Origin of the sequence: Acidovorax sp. sic0104 (assembly GCF_019219095.1) — a bacterium.
Taxonomy (GTDB): domain Bacteria; phylum Pseudomonadota; class Gammaproteobacteria; order Burkholderiales; family Burkholderiaceae_C; genus Acidovorax.
Map to the genome: position 1 here is coordinate 26,514 of NZ_JAHUWH010000026.1, position 17,823 is coordinate 44,336.

16 protein-coding genes and 1 riboswitch are annotated in these 17,823 nt (G+C 67.3%); of the genes, 6 read left to right on the top strand and 10 right to left on the bottom strand.

Annotation, left to right across the window (positions count from 1 at the left end):
• The first annotated feature begins 131 nt into the window (after positions 1 to 131).
• Entirely contained in the window at positions 132 to 590 is a 459-nt protein-coding gene (locus KW835_RS25070; RefSeq protein WP_218387460.1) for a MerR family transcriptional regulator, read from the top strand.
• A gap of 82 nt (positions 591 to 672) precedes the next feature.
• A complete protein-coding gene (locus tag KW835_RS25075) occupies positions 673 to 1,332 on the top strand; it encodes an NAD(P)H-dependent oxidoreductase (protein WP_218387462.1) in 660 nt (219 codons plus the stop codon).
• Here the strand turns inward: KW835_RS25075 and KW835_RS25080 are convergent.
• The 4 genes from KW835_RS25080 to KW835_RS25095 form a co-directional block, all read right to left on the bottom strand.
• The gene (locus KW835_RS25080; protein WP_218387463.1) at positions 1,307 to 2,446 is read right to left on the bottom strand and encodes a glycerophosphodiester phosphodiesterase; all 1,140 of its coding nucleotides are present in this window, start codon (positions 2,444 to 2,446) and stop codon (positions 1,307 to 1,309) included. The genes KW835_RS25075 and KW835_RS25080 overlap by 26 nt on opposite strands.
• A gap of 183 nt (positions 2,447 to 2,629) precedes the next feature.
• Positions 2,630 to 3,214, bottom strand: coding sequence for a methionine biosynthesis protein MetW (gene metW / locus KW835_RS25085; protein ID WP_218387464.1), 585 nt, complete (start codon positions 3,212 to 3,214; stop codon positions 2,630 to 2,632).
• A complete protein-coding gene (locus KW835_RS25090; protein WP_218387466.1) occupies positions 3,211 to 4,341 on the bottom strand; it encodes a homoserine O-acetyltransferase in 1,131 nt (376 codons plus the stop codon). Before KW835_RS25090 ends, metW begins: the two co-directional genes overlap by 4 nt.
• Before the next feature lie 240 nt (positions 4,342 to 4,581).
• Positions 4,582 to 5,151 carry a TMEM165/GDT1 family protein gene (locus KW835_RS25095; protein WP_218387467.1) on the bottom strand — a complete coding sequence of 190 codons (570 nt, stop codon included), beginning with the start codon at positions 5,149 to 5,151 and terminating at the stop codon, positions 4,582 to 4,584.
• A 4-nt stretch (positions 5,152 to 5,155) separates the two neighbouring features.
• Positions 5,156 to 5,347: riboswitch (yybP-ykoY riboswitch) on the bottom strand.
• Between the two features lie 336 nt (positions 5,348 to 5,683).
• Between KW835_RS25095 and KW835_RS25100 the strand changes: the two genes are divergently transcribed.
• Positions 5,684 to 6,094 carry an RNA-binding protein gene (locus KW835_RS25100; RefSeq protein ID WP_218387469.1) on the top strand — a complete coding sequence of 137 codons (411 nt, stop codon included), beginning with the start codon at positions 5,684 to 5,686 and terminating at the stop codon, positions 6,092 to 6,094.
• Positions 6,095 to 6,457: 363 nt separating this feature from the next.
• Positions 6,458 to 6,976, top strand: a complete 519-nt coding sequence (locus tag KW835_RS25105) for an RNA-binding protein (protein ID WP_218387470.1) — start codon at positions 6,458 to 6,460, stop codon at positions 6,974 to 6,976.
• A 181-nt stretch (positions 6,977 to 7,157) separates the two neighbouring features.
• On the opposite strand, the gene KW835_RS25110 is transcribed toward KW835_RS25105, so the two are convergent.
• The 4 genes from KW835_RS25110 to KW835_RS25125 all read right to left on the bottom strand — a co-directional run bounded on the left by KW835_RS25110 (position 7,158) and on the right by KW835_RS25125 (position 10,347).
• Positions 7,158 to 7,934: an SDR family oxidoreductase gene (locus tag KW835_RS25110; RefSeq protein ID WP_218387472.1), complete on the bottom strand. Its 777-nt coding sequence runs from the start codon at positions 7,932 to 7,934 to the stop codon at positions 7,158 to 7,160.
• 59 nt (positions 7,935 to 7,993) lie between these two features.
• Positions 7,994 to 8,605 (bottom strand): LPS export ABC transporter periplasmic protein LptC, encoded by a 612-nt coding sequence (gene lptC / locus KW835_RS25115; RefSeq protein ID WP_255593938.1) that lies wholly within the window; start codon positions 8,603 to 8,605, stop codon positions 7,994 to 7,996.
• 70 nt (positions 8,606 to 8,675) lie between these two features.
• Positions 8,676 to 9,236 (bottom strand): HAD family hydrolase, encoded by a 561-nt coding sequence (locus tag KW835_RS25120; protein ID WP_218387474.1) that lies wholly within the window; start codon positions 9,234 to 9,236, stop codon positions 8,676 to 8,678.
• A 109-nt stretch (positions 9,237 to 9,345) separates the two neighbouring features.
• Positions 9,346 to 10,347 carry an SIS domain-containing protein gene (locus tag KW835_RS25125; protein ID WP_218387476.1) on the bottom strand — a complete coding sequence of 334 codons (1,002 nt, stop codon included), beginning with the start codon at positions 10,345 to 10,347 and terminating at the stop codon, positions 9,346 to 9,348.
• A gap of 128 nt (positions 10,348 to 10,475) precedes the next feature.
• On the opposite strand from KW835_RS25125, the gene KW835_RS25130 reads away from it, so the two are divergent.
• Complete coding sequence (locus tag KW835_RS25130) at positions 10,476 to 12,461, top strand: monovalent cation:proton antiporter-2 (CPA2) family protein (RefSeq protein WP_218387477.1); 1,986 nt, start codon at positions 10,476 to 10,478, stop codon at positions 12,459 to 12,461.
• A gap of 218 nt (positions 12,462 to 12,679) precedes the next feature.
• Here the strand turns inward: KW835_RS25130 and KW835_RS25135 are convergent, their stop codons facing one another.
• The gene (locus KW835_RS25135; RefSeq protein ID WP_218387478.1) at positions 12,680 to 15,733 is read right to left on the bottom strand and encodes an EAL domain-containing protein; all 3,054 of its coding nucleotides are present in this window, start codon (positions 15,731 to 15,733) and stop codon (positions 12,680 to 12,682) included.
• Positions 15,734 to 15,978: 245 nt separating this feature from the next.
• On the opposite strand from KW835_RS25135, the gene KW835_RS25140 reads away from it, so the two are divergent.
• Positions 15,979 to 16,533: an adenine phosphoribosyltransferase gene (locus KW835_RS25140; RefSeq protein ID WP_218387480.1), complete on the top strand. Its 555-nt coding sequence runs from the start codon at positions 15,979 to 15,981 to the stop codon at positions 16,531 to 16,533.
• A 194-nt stretch (positions 16,534 to 16,727) separates the two neighbouring features.
• Here KW835_RS25140 and KW835_RS25145 read toward each other — a convergent pair whose 3' ends face one another.
• Entirely contained in the window at positions 16,728 to 17,726 is a 999-nt protein-coding gene (locus KW835_RS25145) for a hypothetical protein (RefSeq protein ID WP_218387482.1), read from the bottom strand.
• Positions 17,727 to 17,823: the final 97 nt, after the last annotated feature.

Consider the following 17,823-nt stretch of genomic DNA (forward strand, 5'->3'; position numbering starts at 1 on the left):
GTGCAGCGCTCGGGCTGCTGCGCGTCCCCAGGCGTATACAAGCAAAATTAGCCTCTATCGGCCTATGGACGAGCGCCAGCAGCTCACAAATTTATAGCATTACCATTTCCAGTCACCGTGAAGGACCCTTGATGCGCATCGGAGAACTTGCCCAACGCACCGGCACCACGCCCAAGGCCGTCCGCCTGTACGAGGCGCGCGGCCTGATGGGCGCCGTGGCCCGCGCAGGCAGCTACCGCGACTATGGCGAGGCCGATGTGGCGCGGGTGCTGCTGATCCGGCGCGCGCAGGCGCTGGGGTTCCGGCTGGCGCAACTGGGCAGCCTGCCCGCGCTCGACTCCGCCACGGGCTGGGATGCCGTGGGCGCGCTCATTGCCGACCGCCGCGCGGCCGTGGCCGCAGAGCGCGCGCGCCTGAAGACGCTGGACAACGAGCTGGCGCAGCTGGAGTCGGAGCTGCTGCACTGCGACGCCCAGGCCTTGCCCGCGAGCGCTGCCGCCTGCGCGGCCGAACCCGTCTCGCCACCGTCCAGGCGCACCGCCAGGCCTGCACCCACCACACCGCCGCGCGGCTTTGTCGCCCGGGTTTGATCCTGCTGCTTGACTCTGCCCCGTGGGGCAGGGTGACCATGCCTGCATCAACAACGACGCCTTGCAGGCGAATGGAGGTTTTGTGGCAAAGCTGCAGCGGATTCTGGTCATCCTGGGCCACCCGGACGCCGAGAGCCTGTGCGCCGGCATGGCGCACGCATATGCCGATGGCGCGCGCCATGCGGGCGCCGAGGTGCGGTTTCTCGACGTAGGACAGCTCGCGTTCGACCCGCTGTTCCAGGGCTACGGCGCGGCCCAGCCGCTGGAGCCCGACCTGGCGGCCGCACAGGCGGACATCGCCTGGGCAGGCCATCTTGTGTGGGTCTACCCGATCTGGTTGGGCGCGATGCCCGCACTGCTCAAGGGCTTCATCGACCGCGCGTTTGTGCCGGGCTATGCGTTCAAGTACCGCACGGGGTCGTCGCTGTGGGACAAGCTGCTGAGCGGCCGTTCGGCCGAGCTGCTCGTGACCATGGACTCGCCACCCTGGTACTTCCGCTTTGTCACGCGCATGCCGGGGCACCACCAGATGAAGAAGGCCATCCTGGAGTTCTGCGGCATCCGGCCGGTGCGCGTGCACAGCTTCGGCCCGGTGCGCGGCGCCAGCCGGGAGCGCCTGGCGCAGTGGGTGGAAGCAGCGCGCCAGCTGGGGGCGCGGCAGGCGCGCCGCGCGGCGCAGCCCGGCCACGGCGTGGCGCCAGGCGTGCCGTCTGCGGCTACCGCTTCGTCGGCGAAGCGGTAAAGGCCTGCACCGCCGCGCGGCCCACGGCCGGGTCGTCGGTGAAGAAGCCGTCGATGCCGGCGCGCAGGTAGGCGCCGATCTCGGCCACGCTGTCGCCGCGCTGCGTGCCGTCGGTGGCGGGCGCCTTCTTCAGGCCCGCAGGCAGAAAGGCGTTTTCGGGCCGCAGGGTCCAGATGTGCACGGCCAGGCCGGCGGCGCGGGCGCGCTCCACCAGGCCCGTGGGTTCGCCGGGCAGGCCGTCCTTCACCGGCACCACCAGGGTCTTGAACGGGCCGATGGCGTTGGCGTACGCAGCCACCTGCTGCAAGCCGCCCGGCGTGAGCAGGTCGGCATAGCTGCGCGTATTGGCCGCGCCCTGAGACACGAAGTCGTAGGGCCGGCCCGACGGCGCGACCAGTTGCACCAGGCGCACGGTGCTGAGCTTGCGAATGGCCTGCAGGTTGGCCACTTCGAAGGACTGCACGAACACGGGTGCGTCCTGGTGGTTCCAGCCGTTCTTCTCCAGCACCGCCAGCAGCGGCGCCTCCAGCGGCAGGCCGATGGACTGGAAGTAGGTGGGGTGCTTGGTCTCGGGGTAGATGCCGATGGTGCGGCCCGTCTTCGCGCTCTGGGCCCGGGCCAGGTCGATCACCTCCTGCAGCGTGGGCACCTCGAACTGGCCGTTGTAGGCCACATTGGCGGGGCGCTGCGCGGGGATGCGCTCGCGGGCGCGCAGGGTCTTCAGTTCGGCCAGCGTGAAGTCTTCGGTGAACCAGCCGGTGATGGCCTGGCCGTCGATGGTCTTGGTGGCCTTGCGCGCGGCGAACTCGGGGCGGTCGGCCACGTCGGTGGTGGCTTCCTTGATGGCACCGTCGGTGCCCACGATGGCGATGGCGTTCTCGTGCCGGGCGACCAGCACGCCGTCCTTGGTGATCACCAGGTCGGGCTCGATGATGTCGGCGCCGTCGTCGATGGCCTTCTGGTAGGCGGCCAGCGTGTGCTCGGGCCTGAGGGCCGAGGCGCCCCGGTGGGCGATGACGGTGGGTGTGGGAGGCCAGGCTTGCTGCGCTGTGGCGTTCAGGGCTCCCACAGCCAAAACGGCTGAGACAAAAATTTTCAGAGGGGCGAGAGGCATTGGATCTCCAGGGCAGAGGTTGCCATGCGCACGATAGCCGGGTCGCGTGACACGTGCATGGCGTCTAACAAGCGCGCGGCCCCAGCCAGCGACCGCCGCGCTGGCGGTGTCCCGCTTCCCGAATTGCATCGCAATTCGAGAGAAGGGGGAAGGCGCGAAGCGACTCAGGGGGTTGTGCCCGATCTATGCGTGTTCAAAATGGAACACCGCCGTGCTGGCGCGCGCGTTGGGCAGCCAGCGCACCTCCTGCCCGTCCTGCAGGCCGAAGGACTCCAGGATGCGCAGGCTGTTCTTGGTGGCCAGCACCTCGAAGTCCTTGTAGGTGCCCACGCGGATGTTGGGCGTGTCGTACCACTGGTAGGGCAGCCGCCGCGTGACGGGCATGCGCCCGCGCAGGATGGACATGCGGTTGGGCCAGTGCGCGAAGTTGGGAAACGCCACCACGCCCGTGCGGCCCACACGCGCCGTTTCGCGCAGCATGACCTCGGCATTGCGCAGGTGCTGCAGCGTGTCGATCTGCAGCACCACGTCGAAGCTGTTGTCGCCGAACATGGCCAGGCCCTCGTCCAGGTTGAGCTGGATCACGTCGACGCCGCGCTGCACGCAGGCCAGCACGTTGGCATCGTCGATCTCCACGCCGTAGCCGCTGCAGCCTCTGCTGCGTTGCAGGTAGTCCAGCATCGCGCCGTTGCCGCAGCCCAGGTCGAGCACGCGGCTGCCTTGGGGCACCAGGCGCGCCAGGGCCTCCATCGCTGCTTTGTCGGTCATGGCTGCTGCTCCTTGAAAATGCTATCGAAATATGAGCGCATTACGCCCATGTAGCGGGCGTCATCGAGCAAAAAGGCATCGTGCCCGTGCGGCGCGTCGATCTCGGCGTAGCTCACGCTGCGGCGGTTGTCGAGCAGGGCCTTGACGATCTCGCGGCTGCGCTGGGGCGAGAAGCGCCAGTCGGTGGTGAAGCTGACCAGCAGGAACCTGGCCTGCGCACGCGCCAGCGCCCGCGTGAGGTTGCCGGCATGCGAACGGGCAGGATCGAAGTAGTCGAGCGCGCGGGTGATGAGCAGGTAGGTGTTGGCGTCGAAGTAGTCGCTGAACTTGTCGCCCTGGTAGCGCAGGTAGCTTTCGATCTGGAACTCGATGTCCTGGGTGCTGTATTTCAAGTCCAGGCCTTCGCGCAGCTGCCGCCCGAATTTCTCGTTCATCACGTCATCAGACAGGTACGTGATGTGGCCAATCATGCGGGCGATGCGCAGGCCGCGCTTGGGGATCACGCCGTGGCGGTAGAAGTGGCCGCCGTGAAAGTCCGGGTCGGTCACGATGGCGCGGCGCGCCACCTCATTGAAGGCGATGTTCTCGGCCGTGAGGTTGGGCGCGCTGGCCACGACCACGGCATGGCGCATGCGCTCGGGGTATTGCAGCGTCCAGCTCAAGGCCTGCATGCCGCCCAGGCTGCCGCCCAGCACGGCGGCCAGTTGCTGGATGCCCAGGCGGTCGAGCAGACGGGCCTGGGCGTTGACCCAGTCTTCCACCGTGACCACCGGGAAGTCCGCACCGTAGACCTCGCCCGTGTCGGGGTGCTGGTGCATGGGGCCGGTGGAGCCGAAGCACGAGCCGAGATTGTTCACGCCGATGACGAAAAAGCGGTCGGTGTCCACGGGCTTGCCCGGGCCGATCATGTTGTCCCACCAGCCTTCGCTCTTGTCCTGCCCCGCGTAGACGCCCGCCACGTGGTGCGAGGCATTGAGGGCATGGCACACGAGCACGGCGTTGGAGCGGTCGGCGTTCAGCGTGCCGTAGGTCTCGTAGGCCAGGTCGAAGGCGCGGATGGACGCACCGCTTTGCAGCGGCAGCACCTCCGGGAAATGCATGGTCTGGGGTGTGGCGATGAACGACATAGTTGGAACTGGTAAGCCCTCACGTTCCACCGCTTGCATTCGCCGCAGCTCCTGGCGGGAGCCGATGTCGCCGAGGGCCAGCAAGAAGGCCCACGGCAAAAAAATACCCGGCGTCGCTAAAAACGAGGCCGGGCAGGTACGTCGGACGGGTCTTTAGCAGAATTTATAAAGCGCCCGCAAGCTGTGGCAAATCGGCGCGTCTGGCAAATATACCAAAGCGCCCGCCACTTCGTCCATCCGTCACGCGCCGGCCGGCACGAAGATCGCCAGGCCGCCGAGCACCAGGAAGATCACGGCCGACACGATGTGCACCGCGCGGATCGGCACGCGGCGCGTGATGCGCTCGCCCAGCCACACCACAGGTGCGTTGGCGATCATCATCCCGAGCGTGGTGCCGGCCACCACCCACAGGTAGGCGTTGTACTGCGCGGCCAGCATGACGGTGGCGATCTGCGTCTTGTCGCCCATCTCGGCCAGGAAGAAGGCGATCAGCGTGGTGCCGAACACGCCCCAGCGCGGCGAGCCGTCGGCCTCGCCCTCATCGAGCTTGTCGGGGATCAGCATCCACACGGCCATCGCGATGAACGACGCCGCAAGGATCCAGCGCAGCACCTGCGGGCCCACGAAGGTGGTGACCCACGAGCCGACGGCGCCGGCCAGGCCGTGATTGACCAGCGTGGCGACCAGGATGCCCAGCACGATGGGCCAGGGTTTGCGGAAACGCGCTGCGAGCACGAGCGCCAGCAGCTGCGTCTTGTCGCCCATTTCAGCGAGCGCGACGATGGCGGTGGAGATGAAAAACGGTTCCATGTGGGGTCCTATCCGGCCGGATGTAGTTCGAAACGCATTGACTGCACCCCGACTCCGGCCATTTGGATCGGCATACAGTCAATGGTCTCGCCCAGCTCAAGAACCGCATACGCCATAGGTTCACAGAACCCAAGTTTGTTGACGCATGCCCCCGGCGCGTTGCACACCGGGCGGGCTACTCCCCAAAGACCCGCAAATTGTAGCCGATCCCCACTCTGGAGAGCCCGGGAGGGCTCCAGCACCCGCTGCCATGCGCATGTCACCCCCGGGTTTCCCCGTAAATAAAGGGCCAAAACGAGCCAAAAATGGCCCAAAACCCTTGCAAACCCTTGCTTTTCTGCGGATTAGACGACACAGGGGCCAAAAAACATCCACAGCCCACATAAAGTGATTGATAATGGATTCGCCCACCTGCTTGCAGGGGGCAAATTAGCTTAGCGGTGTATGGTCAGTTTCGCGTCTTTGAAGTCGTCACAGGTTTGTTGATTGCGTCGGGCTCCATCGCGTTTTCATGTTTTTTCAGGAGTCCTTCATGGGCAACAAACTCTACGTGGGCAACCTGCCCTATTCGTTCCGCGACCAAGATCTGGAACAAACCTTCAGCCAATTCGGCTCCGTCGGCAGCGCCAAGGTCATGATGGAACGTGACACCGGCCGCTCGAAGGGCTTCGGCTTTGTGGAAATGGGCAGCGATGCAGAAGCCCAAGCCGCCATCCAAGGCGTGCATGGTCAAAACTTCGGCGGCCGTGATCTGGTGGTCAACGAAGCCCGTCCCATGGAGCCCCGTGCTCCCCGTAGCGGCGGCTTCGGCGGCGGCAATGGTGGTGGCGGCGGTTACGGCGGTGGCCGTAGCGGCGGTGGTGGTGGCTACGGCGGCGGCGGTTACGGCGGTGGCCGTGAAGGCGGCGGTGGTGGCTACGGCGGCGGCCGCGGCAGCTACTAAGCCCTCAAAAAGACCTGGTCGGCGCACACCCTTCGGTGGGTGCCGCCCAAGGCAGACAAGGAGCCTCAGGGCTCCTTTTTTCATGGCTCAACCGATGCTGCACGGCTGGCGGGTGCCGGCCCGGCCCTGCCGCCTGGTCAGTCTCGGGCCCGGTTTTGCAAACCCGTGCTGCAGACTCGCTACAGCGCGCAACAGCTCTTGCTTTTTCCGCAAAAGTGTGGCGCATAATGAGTTGGCGGGGCATGTCTCCGCTCCACAAGTCTGCGGTGTCCGTCAGTTTCGCGCTAAGAACGTCATTGAGATTAGCTGGCTGCGTTTTCGGGACTCCATCGCTTTATTCATGTGTTTTTGAGGAGTCCCTCGATGGGCAACAAACTGTATGTCGGCAATCTGCCGTACTCGGTGCGCGACAGCGATCTGGAACAAGCCTTCGGCCAATTCGGTGCTGTGACCAGCGCCAAGGTCATGATGGAGCGTGACACGGGCCGCTCCAAAGGCTTCGGGTTTGTGGAGATGGGCAGCGATGCAGAAGCCCAGTCGGCCATCAACGGCATGAACGGCCAGCCATTGGGCGGTCGCTCCATCGTGGTGAATGAAGCCCGTCCGATGGAACCCCGCCCACCCCGCAGTGGTGGTTTTGGCGGTGGTGGCGGCGGCTTTGGCGGTGGTGGCCGCAGCGGTGGCGGCGGCTACGGAGGTGGCCGTGAGGGCGGCGGCGGCGGTGGCTATGGTGGTGGCCGCGATGGCGGCGGTGGTGGTTACGGCGGCGGCGGCCGTGGCGAAGGCGGCTTTCGCAGCCCCTACGGCTCGGGGTCGCGCAACGGCGGGGGTGGCCGCAATGGTGGTGGCGGCGGTTACGGCGGCGGCAACAGCGGCTACTGAACCCCTGGCCCCGGCCCACAACGACAAAGCCCCTGCGGGGGCTTTTTTCATGCCCGGCGCAACGGACTTGAACGCCCTCATTCGGTGCCAGCGGCGCAAGTACAAACAACCGATGGCCCCGGGCAAGCGCCTCGTCGTGAGCGTACCCCTTGGCGTGACGGCCCGCAGCGCCTCGGCGGGGCTACTCGTTCATCCGGCGCTTGCGTGGACGACCTGCTAAGACCTTGTCGAACAACATATTGGGCAGCAGGCGCAGCAGCTTGGCGACAACGCCCATCTGCCAGGGTATGACGCGGTAGCTCACGCCCGCCACGATGGCGCGGAAGGCGCGGTCGGCGAAGTCGCCCGGCTGCATGAGGAAGGGCATGCCGTAGCGATTCTGCTGCGTGAGCGGCGTGTCGATGTAGCCCGGGGAGATGGTGACAACGCGCACCCCATGGGGGCGCATCTCGCCGCGCAGGCTTTCGCAGTAGCTGATGACCGCCGCCTTGCTGGCACAGTAGGCGCCATGTCCCGGCAGGCCACGGATGCCCGCCACGCTGCCGATGCCCACCAGCGTACCGTTGCCGCGCTGCACCATGGCGTCGACGAAAGGGTGGAAGGTGGCGGCCAGCCCCAGGTTGTTGGTGGCGAAGGTGCGGGCCATCACATCCAGGTCATCGCGCACGGCGGTGTCCATGCCCACGCTGATGCCGGCGTTGGCGATGACCACGTCGGGCACGCCCTGGCGCTGCAGGCAATCGCGTCCTGCGGCGACGATGCTGTCGGTCACGGACACATCGGCGCTATATATTTCATAGCTATCGGCGCTTACCCCATGCGTGCTAGCCCAGGCTTTTACTTCAGAGGTGCGGCGAGCGACCAGCGCCAGCCGGTAGCCGGCACGGTGATAGCGTAACGCCAGCGCCTGGCCGATTCCGCTGGAGGCACCGGTGATGAAGACAAGTGGGGTGGTCATGCGGGGCTCCGGCGGGCGAGGGCAGGGATGGATGGGACAGAGCAGCCCGGACTGAGCTGCTACTTGGCGTTGCCGGGCTGCAGCACGCCGCGCACACGGCCTCGCAGCTGCATCACCTGGTCGAGGTTGTCATAGTCCATGCCGTCGGCGGTGAATCGGTCATTGCCGCGCGTGAGGACGACGGGCTTGTCCGAGCGCACACGCTCGGTGCCGGTGTAGGCGTGCAGGAATTCGCTGCGGAACTCCAGCCGGGGTTCGGCCGGCTTGCCCGGCTTGGGGGGCAGGGGCTCGCGGGTGACGATGGCGTTGCCAAAGAGCTGCACCTCGGAGCCGTCCGCGTTGGACAGCGCCCGATCGGCAGTGGCCACGGTCACGCGGCCCTCGGGGGTGACGGAGCGCATGTGTACCTTGTCGATCTCCAGCGTGTCGGTGTCAGGGTAGTGCCGCCCGACTTCGCCCCGTACCTCGCTCTGCAGGCGGCCGCTGGCGTCGAAGCTTTTTACCGAGAACCCTTTCATGAAGTAGTCCGGCTGATGGCCTGGCGTGCGCTCGATCGCTGGCAGCAGCGGGGCCGGCGCATTGCGTACCAGCCACCAAGTGCCCAACGCAAGCAGGCCCATGAGCACGACGGGCAAGTACAGCGAGAACTGGTCCCAGCTCTGGCGCACCATGCGGTTCACAGGCTCACCTCCACAGGCGTCCCACGGGGGCCATGCGGCCACAGGCTCATCGGTGCATGGCTCATGCGGTGTATTCCGCCAGCAACGCCGCATAGCGGCCCGACGCCACCAGCAGCAGGTCGCACAGCTCGCGCGCCGCGCCGTCGCCGCCGCGCGCCTGGGTGACGAAGTGCGCCGCGTGGCGCACTTCCGCCTGTGCGTTGGCGGGTGCACACGCGAACGCGCTGCGGCGCATCACGGGCAGGTCGGGCCAGTCGTCCCCCATGGCGGCTGCCTGCGCCCAGGTGAGCCCCAGCCGGGCCAGGATGTCCTCGGCCGCAGGGCGCTTGTCCTCGGTGCCGAACACGGCGTGCTCCACGCCCAGCGCCTTCAGGCGCACACGCAGCGGCGCAGAGTCGCGCCCCGTGATCACGGCGGGCGTGATCCCGGCTTTCTGCAGCAGCTTCAGGCCATGCCCGTCCAGCGTGTTGAAGCGCTTGATCGTCTCGCCCGCCTCGCTGAAGTACAGGCTGCCATCGGTCAGCACGCCGTCGACGTCGAAGAACGCCACGCGCACATCCTGGGCACGCAGCAGCAGCTCGGGCGGAAATTGCAGCACAGGAAAGGTCACGTCAGAGGTCATCACACAGCGTTTGAACAGGCACGGCGCACACCAGCGCACCCGTGGAACCGGCTTAGCCGGGCCACCGGGTGCGTCCCCCTTGGGGGAAGGCGCGAAGCGACACAGGGGGTCATATAACTTTCGCGCGCATCAGGTCACCAATGTGAACCACCCCCACCAGCAGGCCGGCGGTATCCACCACCAGCACGCTCGTGATGGCGTGCGCTTCCATCAGCTCGGCCGCGTCCACGGCCAGCGCGTCGGGTGCAATGCGGCGCGGCCCGGCGTGCATCACCTGTGCGGCGGTGGCGGTGCGCAAGTCGGCGCCGGCTTCGATGCGGCGGCGCAGGTCGCCGTCTGTGAAGATGCCCAGCACTTGGCCTGCCGGGTCGACGATGGCCGAGGCACCCAAGCCTTTGGCGCTCATCTCGCGCATGAGATCACTGAACGAGGCCTCGGGCGCGACGCGCGGGATCTCGCTGCCGGTGCGCATCACGTCGCTCACGTGGGTGAGCAGCTTGCGGCCCAGTGCGCCGCCAGGGTGCGAGCGGGCGAAGTCTTCGGGGCGAAAGCCCCGGGCGTCCAGCAGGGCCACGGCCAGCGCGTCGCCCATGGCCAGCTGGGCGGTGGTGCTGGCTGTGGGGGCCAGATTGAGGGGGCAGGCTTCGCGCTCCACGCTGGTGTCCAGCACCAGTTCGGCGTGGCGCGCCAGGGTGGAATCCAGCCCGCCGGTCATGGCGATCAGCGGCGCGCCCAGGCGGCGCAGCACGGGCAGGATGGCGGTGAGCTCGCCGCTCTCGCCGCTGTTGGAGATGGCCAGCACCAGATCTTCGCCGGTGACCATGCCCAGGTCGCCATGGCTGGCCTCGGCCGGGTGCACGAAGAACGCCGGCGTGCCGGTGGAGGCGAGGGTGGCGGCGATCTTGCGACCCACGTGTCCGCTCTTTCCCATGCCCATGACCACCACACGGCCCCGCGTTTGCAGCGCCATCAGCACGGCCTGCGCAAACACGCCGTCGACGCGCGCCGACAGGCCGTTCAGGGCGGCGGCCTCGATGTCGAAGGTCTCGCGGGCCAGGCGCAAGGCCTGTTCGGCATCGAAGGGGGGCAGCGCGGCAGGGGCGGGAGTCATCCGGCGATTCTATCGAGCGGGGCATGTCCGGCTGCGGCGACAGCATTTTGTCCTTCGGTGGCACGGCGCATGCTTTCAGGTCCGAAAAAACTGTAACCACGTGCCAAGCGTCGGATAGCATCGAAACCATGTCTTCGCTCGCCCTCACACTGCTGTATTTGCTGGCCGCCGTGCTGGGGGTGGTGACCTGCCGCAGCCTCAAGCTGCCGCCCATGCTGGGCTATCTGGCGGCAGGTGTGCTGATCGGGCCGCACGCGCTGGCGCTGGCGCAAAACTCCGAAGGCGTGCGCCACCTGGGCGAGTTTGGCGTGGTGTTTCTGATGTTCGCCATCGGCCTCGAATTCAGCCTGCCCAAGCTGCGCGCCATGCGGCGGCAGGTATTCGGCCTGGGGCTGATGCAGGTGGTCCTGACCATGGCCGTGGTTTCGGCGGCCGCACTGCTGCTGTCGCGCTCGGTGGGCGGTGTGTGGGACATGGGCTGGCAGACGGCGCTGGCGCTGTCCGGCGTGATCGCCATGAGCAGCACCGCCATCGTCGTCAAGCTGATGGCCGAGCGCGCCGAGCTGGAGAGTGAGCATGGCCGCCGTGTGATGGGCATCCTGTTGTTCCAGGACCTGGCCGTGGTTCCGCTGCTGGTGCTGATACCGGCGCTGGGATCGTCCCCCGACCAGCTGCTCACGGCCCTGGGCTGGGCGCTGATCAAGGCCACGGTGCTGGTGGGCCTGCTGCTCACCGGCGGTCAGCGGGTGATGCGCTGGTGGCTCACACTGGTGGCAAGGCGCAAGAGCGACGAACTGTTCATGCTCAACCTGCTGCTGATCACGCTGGGACTGGCCTGGCTGACGGAGGTGGCGGGCCTGAGCCTGGCCCTGGGGGCTTTCATCGCGGGGGTGCTGGTGTCCGAAACGGAGTACAAGCACCAGGTGGGCACGGACATCCGGCCCTTCCACGACGTGCTGCTGGGCCTATTTTTCATCACCATCGGCATGATGCTGGACTGGCACATCCTGGTCGACCGCTGGGCCATGGTGCTGGGACTGCTGGCCGTGCCGCTGGTGCTCAAGCTGGTGATCATCCTGGTACTGGCGCGTGGCATGGGGGCCACCACCGGCATTTCGCTGCGCACCGGGCTGTACCTGGCGCAGGCGGGCGAGTTCGGCTTCGTGCTGTTGTCTCTCACGCAGGCCAACGGCCTGGTGCAGCCCGCGCTGATGAACCCCATCCTCGCGGCCATGGTGCTGTCGATGCTGGCCACGCCGTTCCTCATCATGTACAGCAACCGCATCGTGATGAAGCTGGTGGCCAGCGACTGGCTGCAGCAGTCGCTGCAGATGACGAGCATCGCACGCAAGTCCATCAACACCAGCAAGCACGTGATCATCTGCGGCTATGGCCGCTGCGGCCAGAACCTGGCGCGCATGCTGGAGCACGAAGGCATCCCGTACATGGCGCTCGACCTGGACCCGGACCGCGTGCGCCAGGCTGCCGCGGCCGGCGACTCGGTGGTGTATGGCGACGCTACCCGGCTGCAGGCACTGATGGCCGCCGGTCTGGTGCGGGCCAGCGCGGTGGCCGTGACCTACATCGATGTGCCTGCGGCCCTCAAGGTGCTGGCGAACGCACGATCGCATGCGCCGCAGGTGCCGGTGGTGGTGCGCACGCAGGACGACGCCCACCTGGACAAGCTGCAGGCAGCCGGTGCCACCGAGGTGGTGCCCGAGGCCATCGAGGGCTCGCTGATGCTGGCCAGCCACGCGCTGGCGCTGGTGGGCGTGCCCATGCGCCGCGTGCTGCGCCTGGTGCAGGACCAGCGCGACGCCCGCTACAACCTGCTGCGCGGGTACTTCCACGGCGCCGACGACGACACCGCCAACGAACGCGACCAGGAGCGCCTGTCCACCATCAACCTGCCACCGGGCTCCACGGCACTGGGCCAGAGCCTGGGGCAGCTGGCGCTGTCCGCCATGGGCGTGCGCGTGGTGAACCTGCGGCGCAGCAGCGGCCACATGAGCTCGGCCGTGGACGACGCCCTGCTGGCGGCGGGCGACACGCTGGTGCTGTCGGGGCACCCGGCGGCACTGTCGCTGGCCGAAGAAAAGCTGCTCAAAGGATAAGCAAGAGGTGCATCCCCCTGAGGCGCTTCGCGCCTTCCCCCTTCTCTCGAACGGCTGCGCCATTCGGGAAGGGGGACACCGCCAGCGCGGCGGGGCGGCCCTTGCGCGGCGGTCGCTGGCCGGGGGCGTGCCTGTCTTGCCCGCTGTGGCGAATTGATGGCAAAAACAGCCTCTGGCGCTTGCTTATCAAGCGCCAATAGCTATCTTTTATATAGCAATCACAACAATTCTGCCGGTCCGGGCCGACCAAAGAAGTAGCCCTGGAAGCGCTGGCATCCGTTGCGCAGCAAAAAGTCGCGCTGGCCTTCGGTTTCCACGCCTTCGGCGACCACGTCCAGGCCCAGGCTGTGGGCCAGGGTGATGATGGTGCAGGCGATGGTGGCGTCGTTGGGGTCCGTGAGCACGTCGCGCACGAAGCTCTGATCGATCTTGAGCTGATCAAGCGGCAGGCGCTTGAGGTAGGACAGGGACGAGTAGCCGGTGCCAAAGTCGTCCAGCGAGAACCCCACGCCCAGCGTGCGCAGCGCCTGCATCTTGGAGATGCTGTCCTCCACGTCCTGCAGCAGCAGGCTTTCGGTGAGTTCCAGCTTGAGCTTGCGCGGGTCGGCGCCCGAGCTGTGCAACACGGCCAGCACCTCCCGCACGAAGTCGGCCTGGCGGAATTCTTGCGCGCTCACGTTCACGGCCACGCTCCATTCGGCCGTGTGCGGCGTGCCCGCCCAGCGCGCCAGCTGCGCGCAGGCCATGCCCAGCACCTGCCGGCCCAGCGGCAGGATGAGGCCGGTCTGTTCGGCCAGCGAGATGAATTCCCCCGGCGGCACCATGCCGCGCTGCGGGTGGTTCCAGCGCACCAGGGCCTCGGCGCCCAGCACCTGGCCGGACTCGTTCACCACGGGCTGGTAGTGCAGCACGAACTCGTTGCGCAGGATGCCCTGTCGGATGTCGCCCTCCAGCGCCGAACGCGCCGACGCTGCGGCCTGCATGGCGGGGTCGAAGAAGCACAGTGTGTTGCGGCCCTGGGCCTTGGCCTGGTACATGGCCAGGTCGGCGCGCTTGAGCAGTTCCTGCACCGGCAGCTCCACATCGCGGAACAGCGCGATGCCGATGCTGGGCGTGCTGTGCACCTCGCTGCCCTGCACCATGTAGGGCTGGTTGAGCGAGGCCAGCACCTTCTGCGCCACGGCCTCGGCTTCGGCGGCGGCTTCGTCCGCGTGGGCGTGCAGGCCCTGGATCACCACCACGAACTCGTCACCGCCCAGGCGCGCCACGGTGTCGGTGGCACGCACGCAGGCAGAGATGCGGTGGCCTACCTGCACCAGCAGCCGGTCGCCCCACTCATGGCCCATGGTGTCGTTGACGCCTTTGAAGTTGTCGAGGTCCAGGAACAGCAGCGCGCCGTGGCAGCCGTCGCGCGCACAGGCCGTGACGGCGCGTTCCAGCCGGTCCATCAGCAGGCGCCGGTTGGGCAGGGCGGTGAGTTCGTCGTAGAAGGCCAGGCGCTGGATCTCGGCCTCGGCCATCTTGCGCTCGGTAATGTCGCGCGCCACGCCGCGGTAGCCGGTGAAGCGGCCCTCGATGTCGAAGATGGGCTCGCCGCTGATCGACACCCACACCTGTTTGCCGTCTTCCGTCAGGCGGTGCATCTCGAAGTCGTGGAACACCTCGTGGGCTTCCAGCTTTTCGCGGTGCTCTCGCCATTGCCCGTCCGTCACGAAGGTGTTGGGCAGCTCCCAGCGCGTGCGGCCATAGTGCATTTCATCGGGAACCCCGGCCTCGCGATACGGGTTGCCGTCCAGCCGCACGAAGCGGAACTGCGCGTCCTGTTCCCAGTACCAGTCCGACGACAGCTGCGTGAGACTGCGCCAGCGCGCCTCGCTCAGGCGCAGGGCCTCCAGGGTGCTGAGGTAGTCGGTGACGTCGGTGAACGTGCGCACGCGCCCACCTTGCTCCAGGCCGCGCGTGCGCACCTCGATGTAGCGGCCGGTGTGTGTGCGCCGCACGTAGGTGGACGGCATCGTGACGTTGCCATCGGGTGGATCGGATTGCGCCGACACATAGCTGCGCGCCATGGGCTCGATGAACTGGAAGCCCGGACCAAAGTCGCCACGCTCGGTCTGGAAGCGCACCACCTCTTCGAACCGCGGCTGCGTGGCCAGCAGTTCCTCGGGCAGGTCCAGCAGCTCCAGGTAGCGGCGGTTGTAGACCCGAATGCGGCCCTCGGCATCCACGTTGGTGATGCCCTGGGAGACGCTGGCCAGCGTGGACTCCAGCGCACGGGTCTTGTCCACCAGCAGGGCGCTGGTGCGCTCCAGTTCGGCCTCGACCTGGCGGCGGGCCAGCTCGGCGCGGCGGGCGGTCTCCAGCTGGCCGATGGTGTTGAGCAGGGGCTGCAGAAAATCCACATCGGCCTGCGAATAGCCCTCTTCGCGGTTGGCCAGCCCGACCATGGCGACCAGCTCGCCCGCCGCGCGGATCGGCAAGCCCAGGTAGGTGCGCAGGCTAGGGTGGCCCGGCGGCGTGCCGGTGCTGCGCGGGTCATTGCACGCGTCGTTGGTGAGCACGGGCTCGCCGGACAGCAACGCTGCGCCCAGCAGCGAAAGCGGTTTGTCGAACACCATGCCGTCCTCGGCGTGCTGGGCGTAGAGGGCGCGGGAGGCGTCGTCCCAGCTGATGTCCGTCATGGCATGCACGCGCAGGAACGGATGGCCGTCCTCGGCATGCACCACCTGCCCCACCAGGCCGAAGGCGCTGTGCGTGAGCGACATCAGCTCCTTGAGCAGCGCATCGAACGCGGCGCGCGGCCCTGAGCTTGCGATGAACATGGCCTGCGCGCGCGAGATGGCCTGCAGCAGGCGGTGCTGTCGGGCCAGCATGGCTTCGGCCACGTCGCGGGCGCGTGCGCTGGAGCAGCGCTCGAGCACCGTGTCGATCTGCGCGGGCAGGGTCAGCAGGTAGTCGAGCGCAGGATCCTGCACAGCGAAGTCTTCGAAGCCATAGCGCATGGCCTGCGCCGCGTGCGTCTCGGCCCCTGCGCGCACCAGGATCATGGCAGGAATGCCGTCCAGTGACTGCAGCAGGTCAAAGGCGGAGCCACCCACGGTGCGCTGCGCCGCCAGAACGATGTCGGGACGCTTGTGTCCCAGGTAGTTCACCGCGTCCGCCTGCGAGGCCACCACATCCACCTGCCACCCCGACCAGGGGTCCGCCAAGGCATCCGCGACCGCCTGCCCGTGGGAGTGGTCACTTTCGATCAGCAGGACGGTGATGGGCATGTGCCTATCTTCGTTTAAGGAACGTACCGCAGAGAATGCCGGCAGGATGTTGTAACAACAAGGAAACATTATGGCGGTTGACAGCCCCGCATGCGATCTGTATCGCGCGGCGGTGATGCATGTTTACACTCCTGCCTCGTCCAACGGCCTACCGTGCCACGTGTGCGCGCTACGCGCGCAGCCGACACCTGGGAACGGCAGATGACCGCCCTTCCCCCCGCACTGTTTCCAACATCCCGCCCGCCATGCAACCACTCAGCGTCAACGACTACCTTCGCCAGCACATCCGCACCGTGCCCGACTGGCCGGCTCCGGGCGTGCAGTTTCGCGACATCACGCCATTGCTGCAGGATCCCAAGGTGTTTCGCGTGCTCATCGACGCGTTCGTTCACCGCTACATGGACAAGGCCCTGCGGCCCGATGTCGTGGCAGGGCTGGACGCGCGCGGCTTCATCCTGGGCGCCGTGGTGGCGTACGAGCTCAACGTGGGGTTCGTGCCCATCCGCAAGAAGGGCAAGCTGCCTTTCACCACCGTGGAGGAAACCTACGAGCTCGAGTACGGCAGCGCCACCGTGGAGCTGCACACCGACGCCGTGAAAGCGGGCGACCGCGTGCTTCTGATCGATGACCTGATCGCCACGGGCGGCACGATGATGGCGGGCAAGAAGCTGCTGGAGAAGCTCGGTGCCACCGTCACCGAAGGCGCCGCCATCGTGGACCTGCCGGAGCTGGGCGGATCGCAGCGCCTGCGCGATGGCGGGCTGCCGCTCTACACGCTGGTGGATTTCGCCGGGCATTGAGACCGTCCGGGCCGGACGGCATGGGGATGGTTTTGCGTTTGAGCATCCGCCACCTTGCAAGCAAGGGCTGCGGGCTCGACCGTGAAGCTCCCCTGGCGCACGGCGCCCCGCGTACGCGCAGCCTGAGGCCTGTCCAAGGCATTGCAGCTTGGGGGTTGATTTTCGTCCGGAGCGGGGCCCCCGCTGCCCCCGGGTCAGTTCAGCTCGCCGTACTGGGTACTGCTCAAGTCGGGCGCGGGGCTGTCCGAACCAGGCATCTCGGTATCTTCGAAACCTGTGTGGTGTGACGGGGGCAGCAGCGGACCCGAGCGCACCGGAACACCCGGCCTGGCAGCTGCGGCGGTAGCGGCAGGCGCCGCGGTGCCAGCGCCTGCCGCATTGGCCAGTGCGCGCTTGAAGGCCGCCACCTCATCCGCCTCGATAGGCTCAAAGCGTGGCGATGTGCGCGCCACCGGGGCGGGAGCTGCAGGAAGCAGGGGTGCAGGGGCCGTGGCCTGCGCCGGGAGTGTGGGTGCCGCCGGCCGCGGCGCCGCCACTGCAGCTTGTACGGGCGCTGCGGCGGGGGGCACAGCCGGCGCTGTGCTGGTTGCTGCGGCTGGCGCTACCGGCACTGCGCCCGCGCCACGTGCCAGCGTGGGCGCTGGCAGCGGCGGTTGGGTGGAGGTGATCACCGGGGCTGGCCGGCGCGCTCCTGGGGCGGGGGCAGCCTGCAGCGAGGCACCCAGCGGCGCCACGCCTTTTTGCGGTATGCCGACAGCCACGTGGTCGTTGATGCGCCAATACACCGCCGTCACGAGGATGTCATAGCGGGTCTTTGCGGTCTGGGCAATCAGCGCTTCGATCTCGGACAGGCGAACGGTCTCGCCGCCGTATTCACGGGCCAGGTCCATCATCACCAGAAACTGTCGGCCTCGCTGGTCCAGCGAAAGCACCTTGAACTTGTAGCTGGCAGACAGCACGCCGGCGCGCACCATGGCATCGCGCACAACGGTGTACAGCAACTCGCGCCGTTCCATGCGTTCGTTCTTGCGGTTGGCCGCGTGGTCTGCGGGCTGGGGATCCAGCAGTGGCTTGCCCTGGCGTCCCGGGGACAGGGGCACGGTGGCATCGGCATTGAGCAGACCCGAGGGCTCGGCGACCGGGCGGGGCTTGGGAGGAGCAGGTTTGCGGCTGAACCAGCTGAACAGGGACATGACTTGCTTTCTACAGAGGGCGCCCGGGAAAAACCAAATTGAGTGTAACGCGCTGTACACGCGCCCCGGCTTCGCAAAACCCCGTATGCCGCGCTCG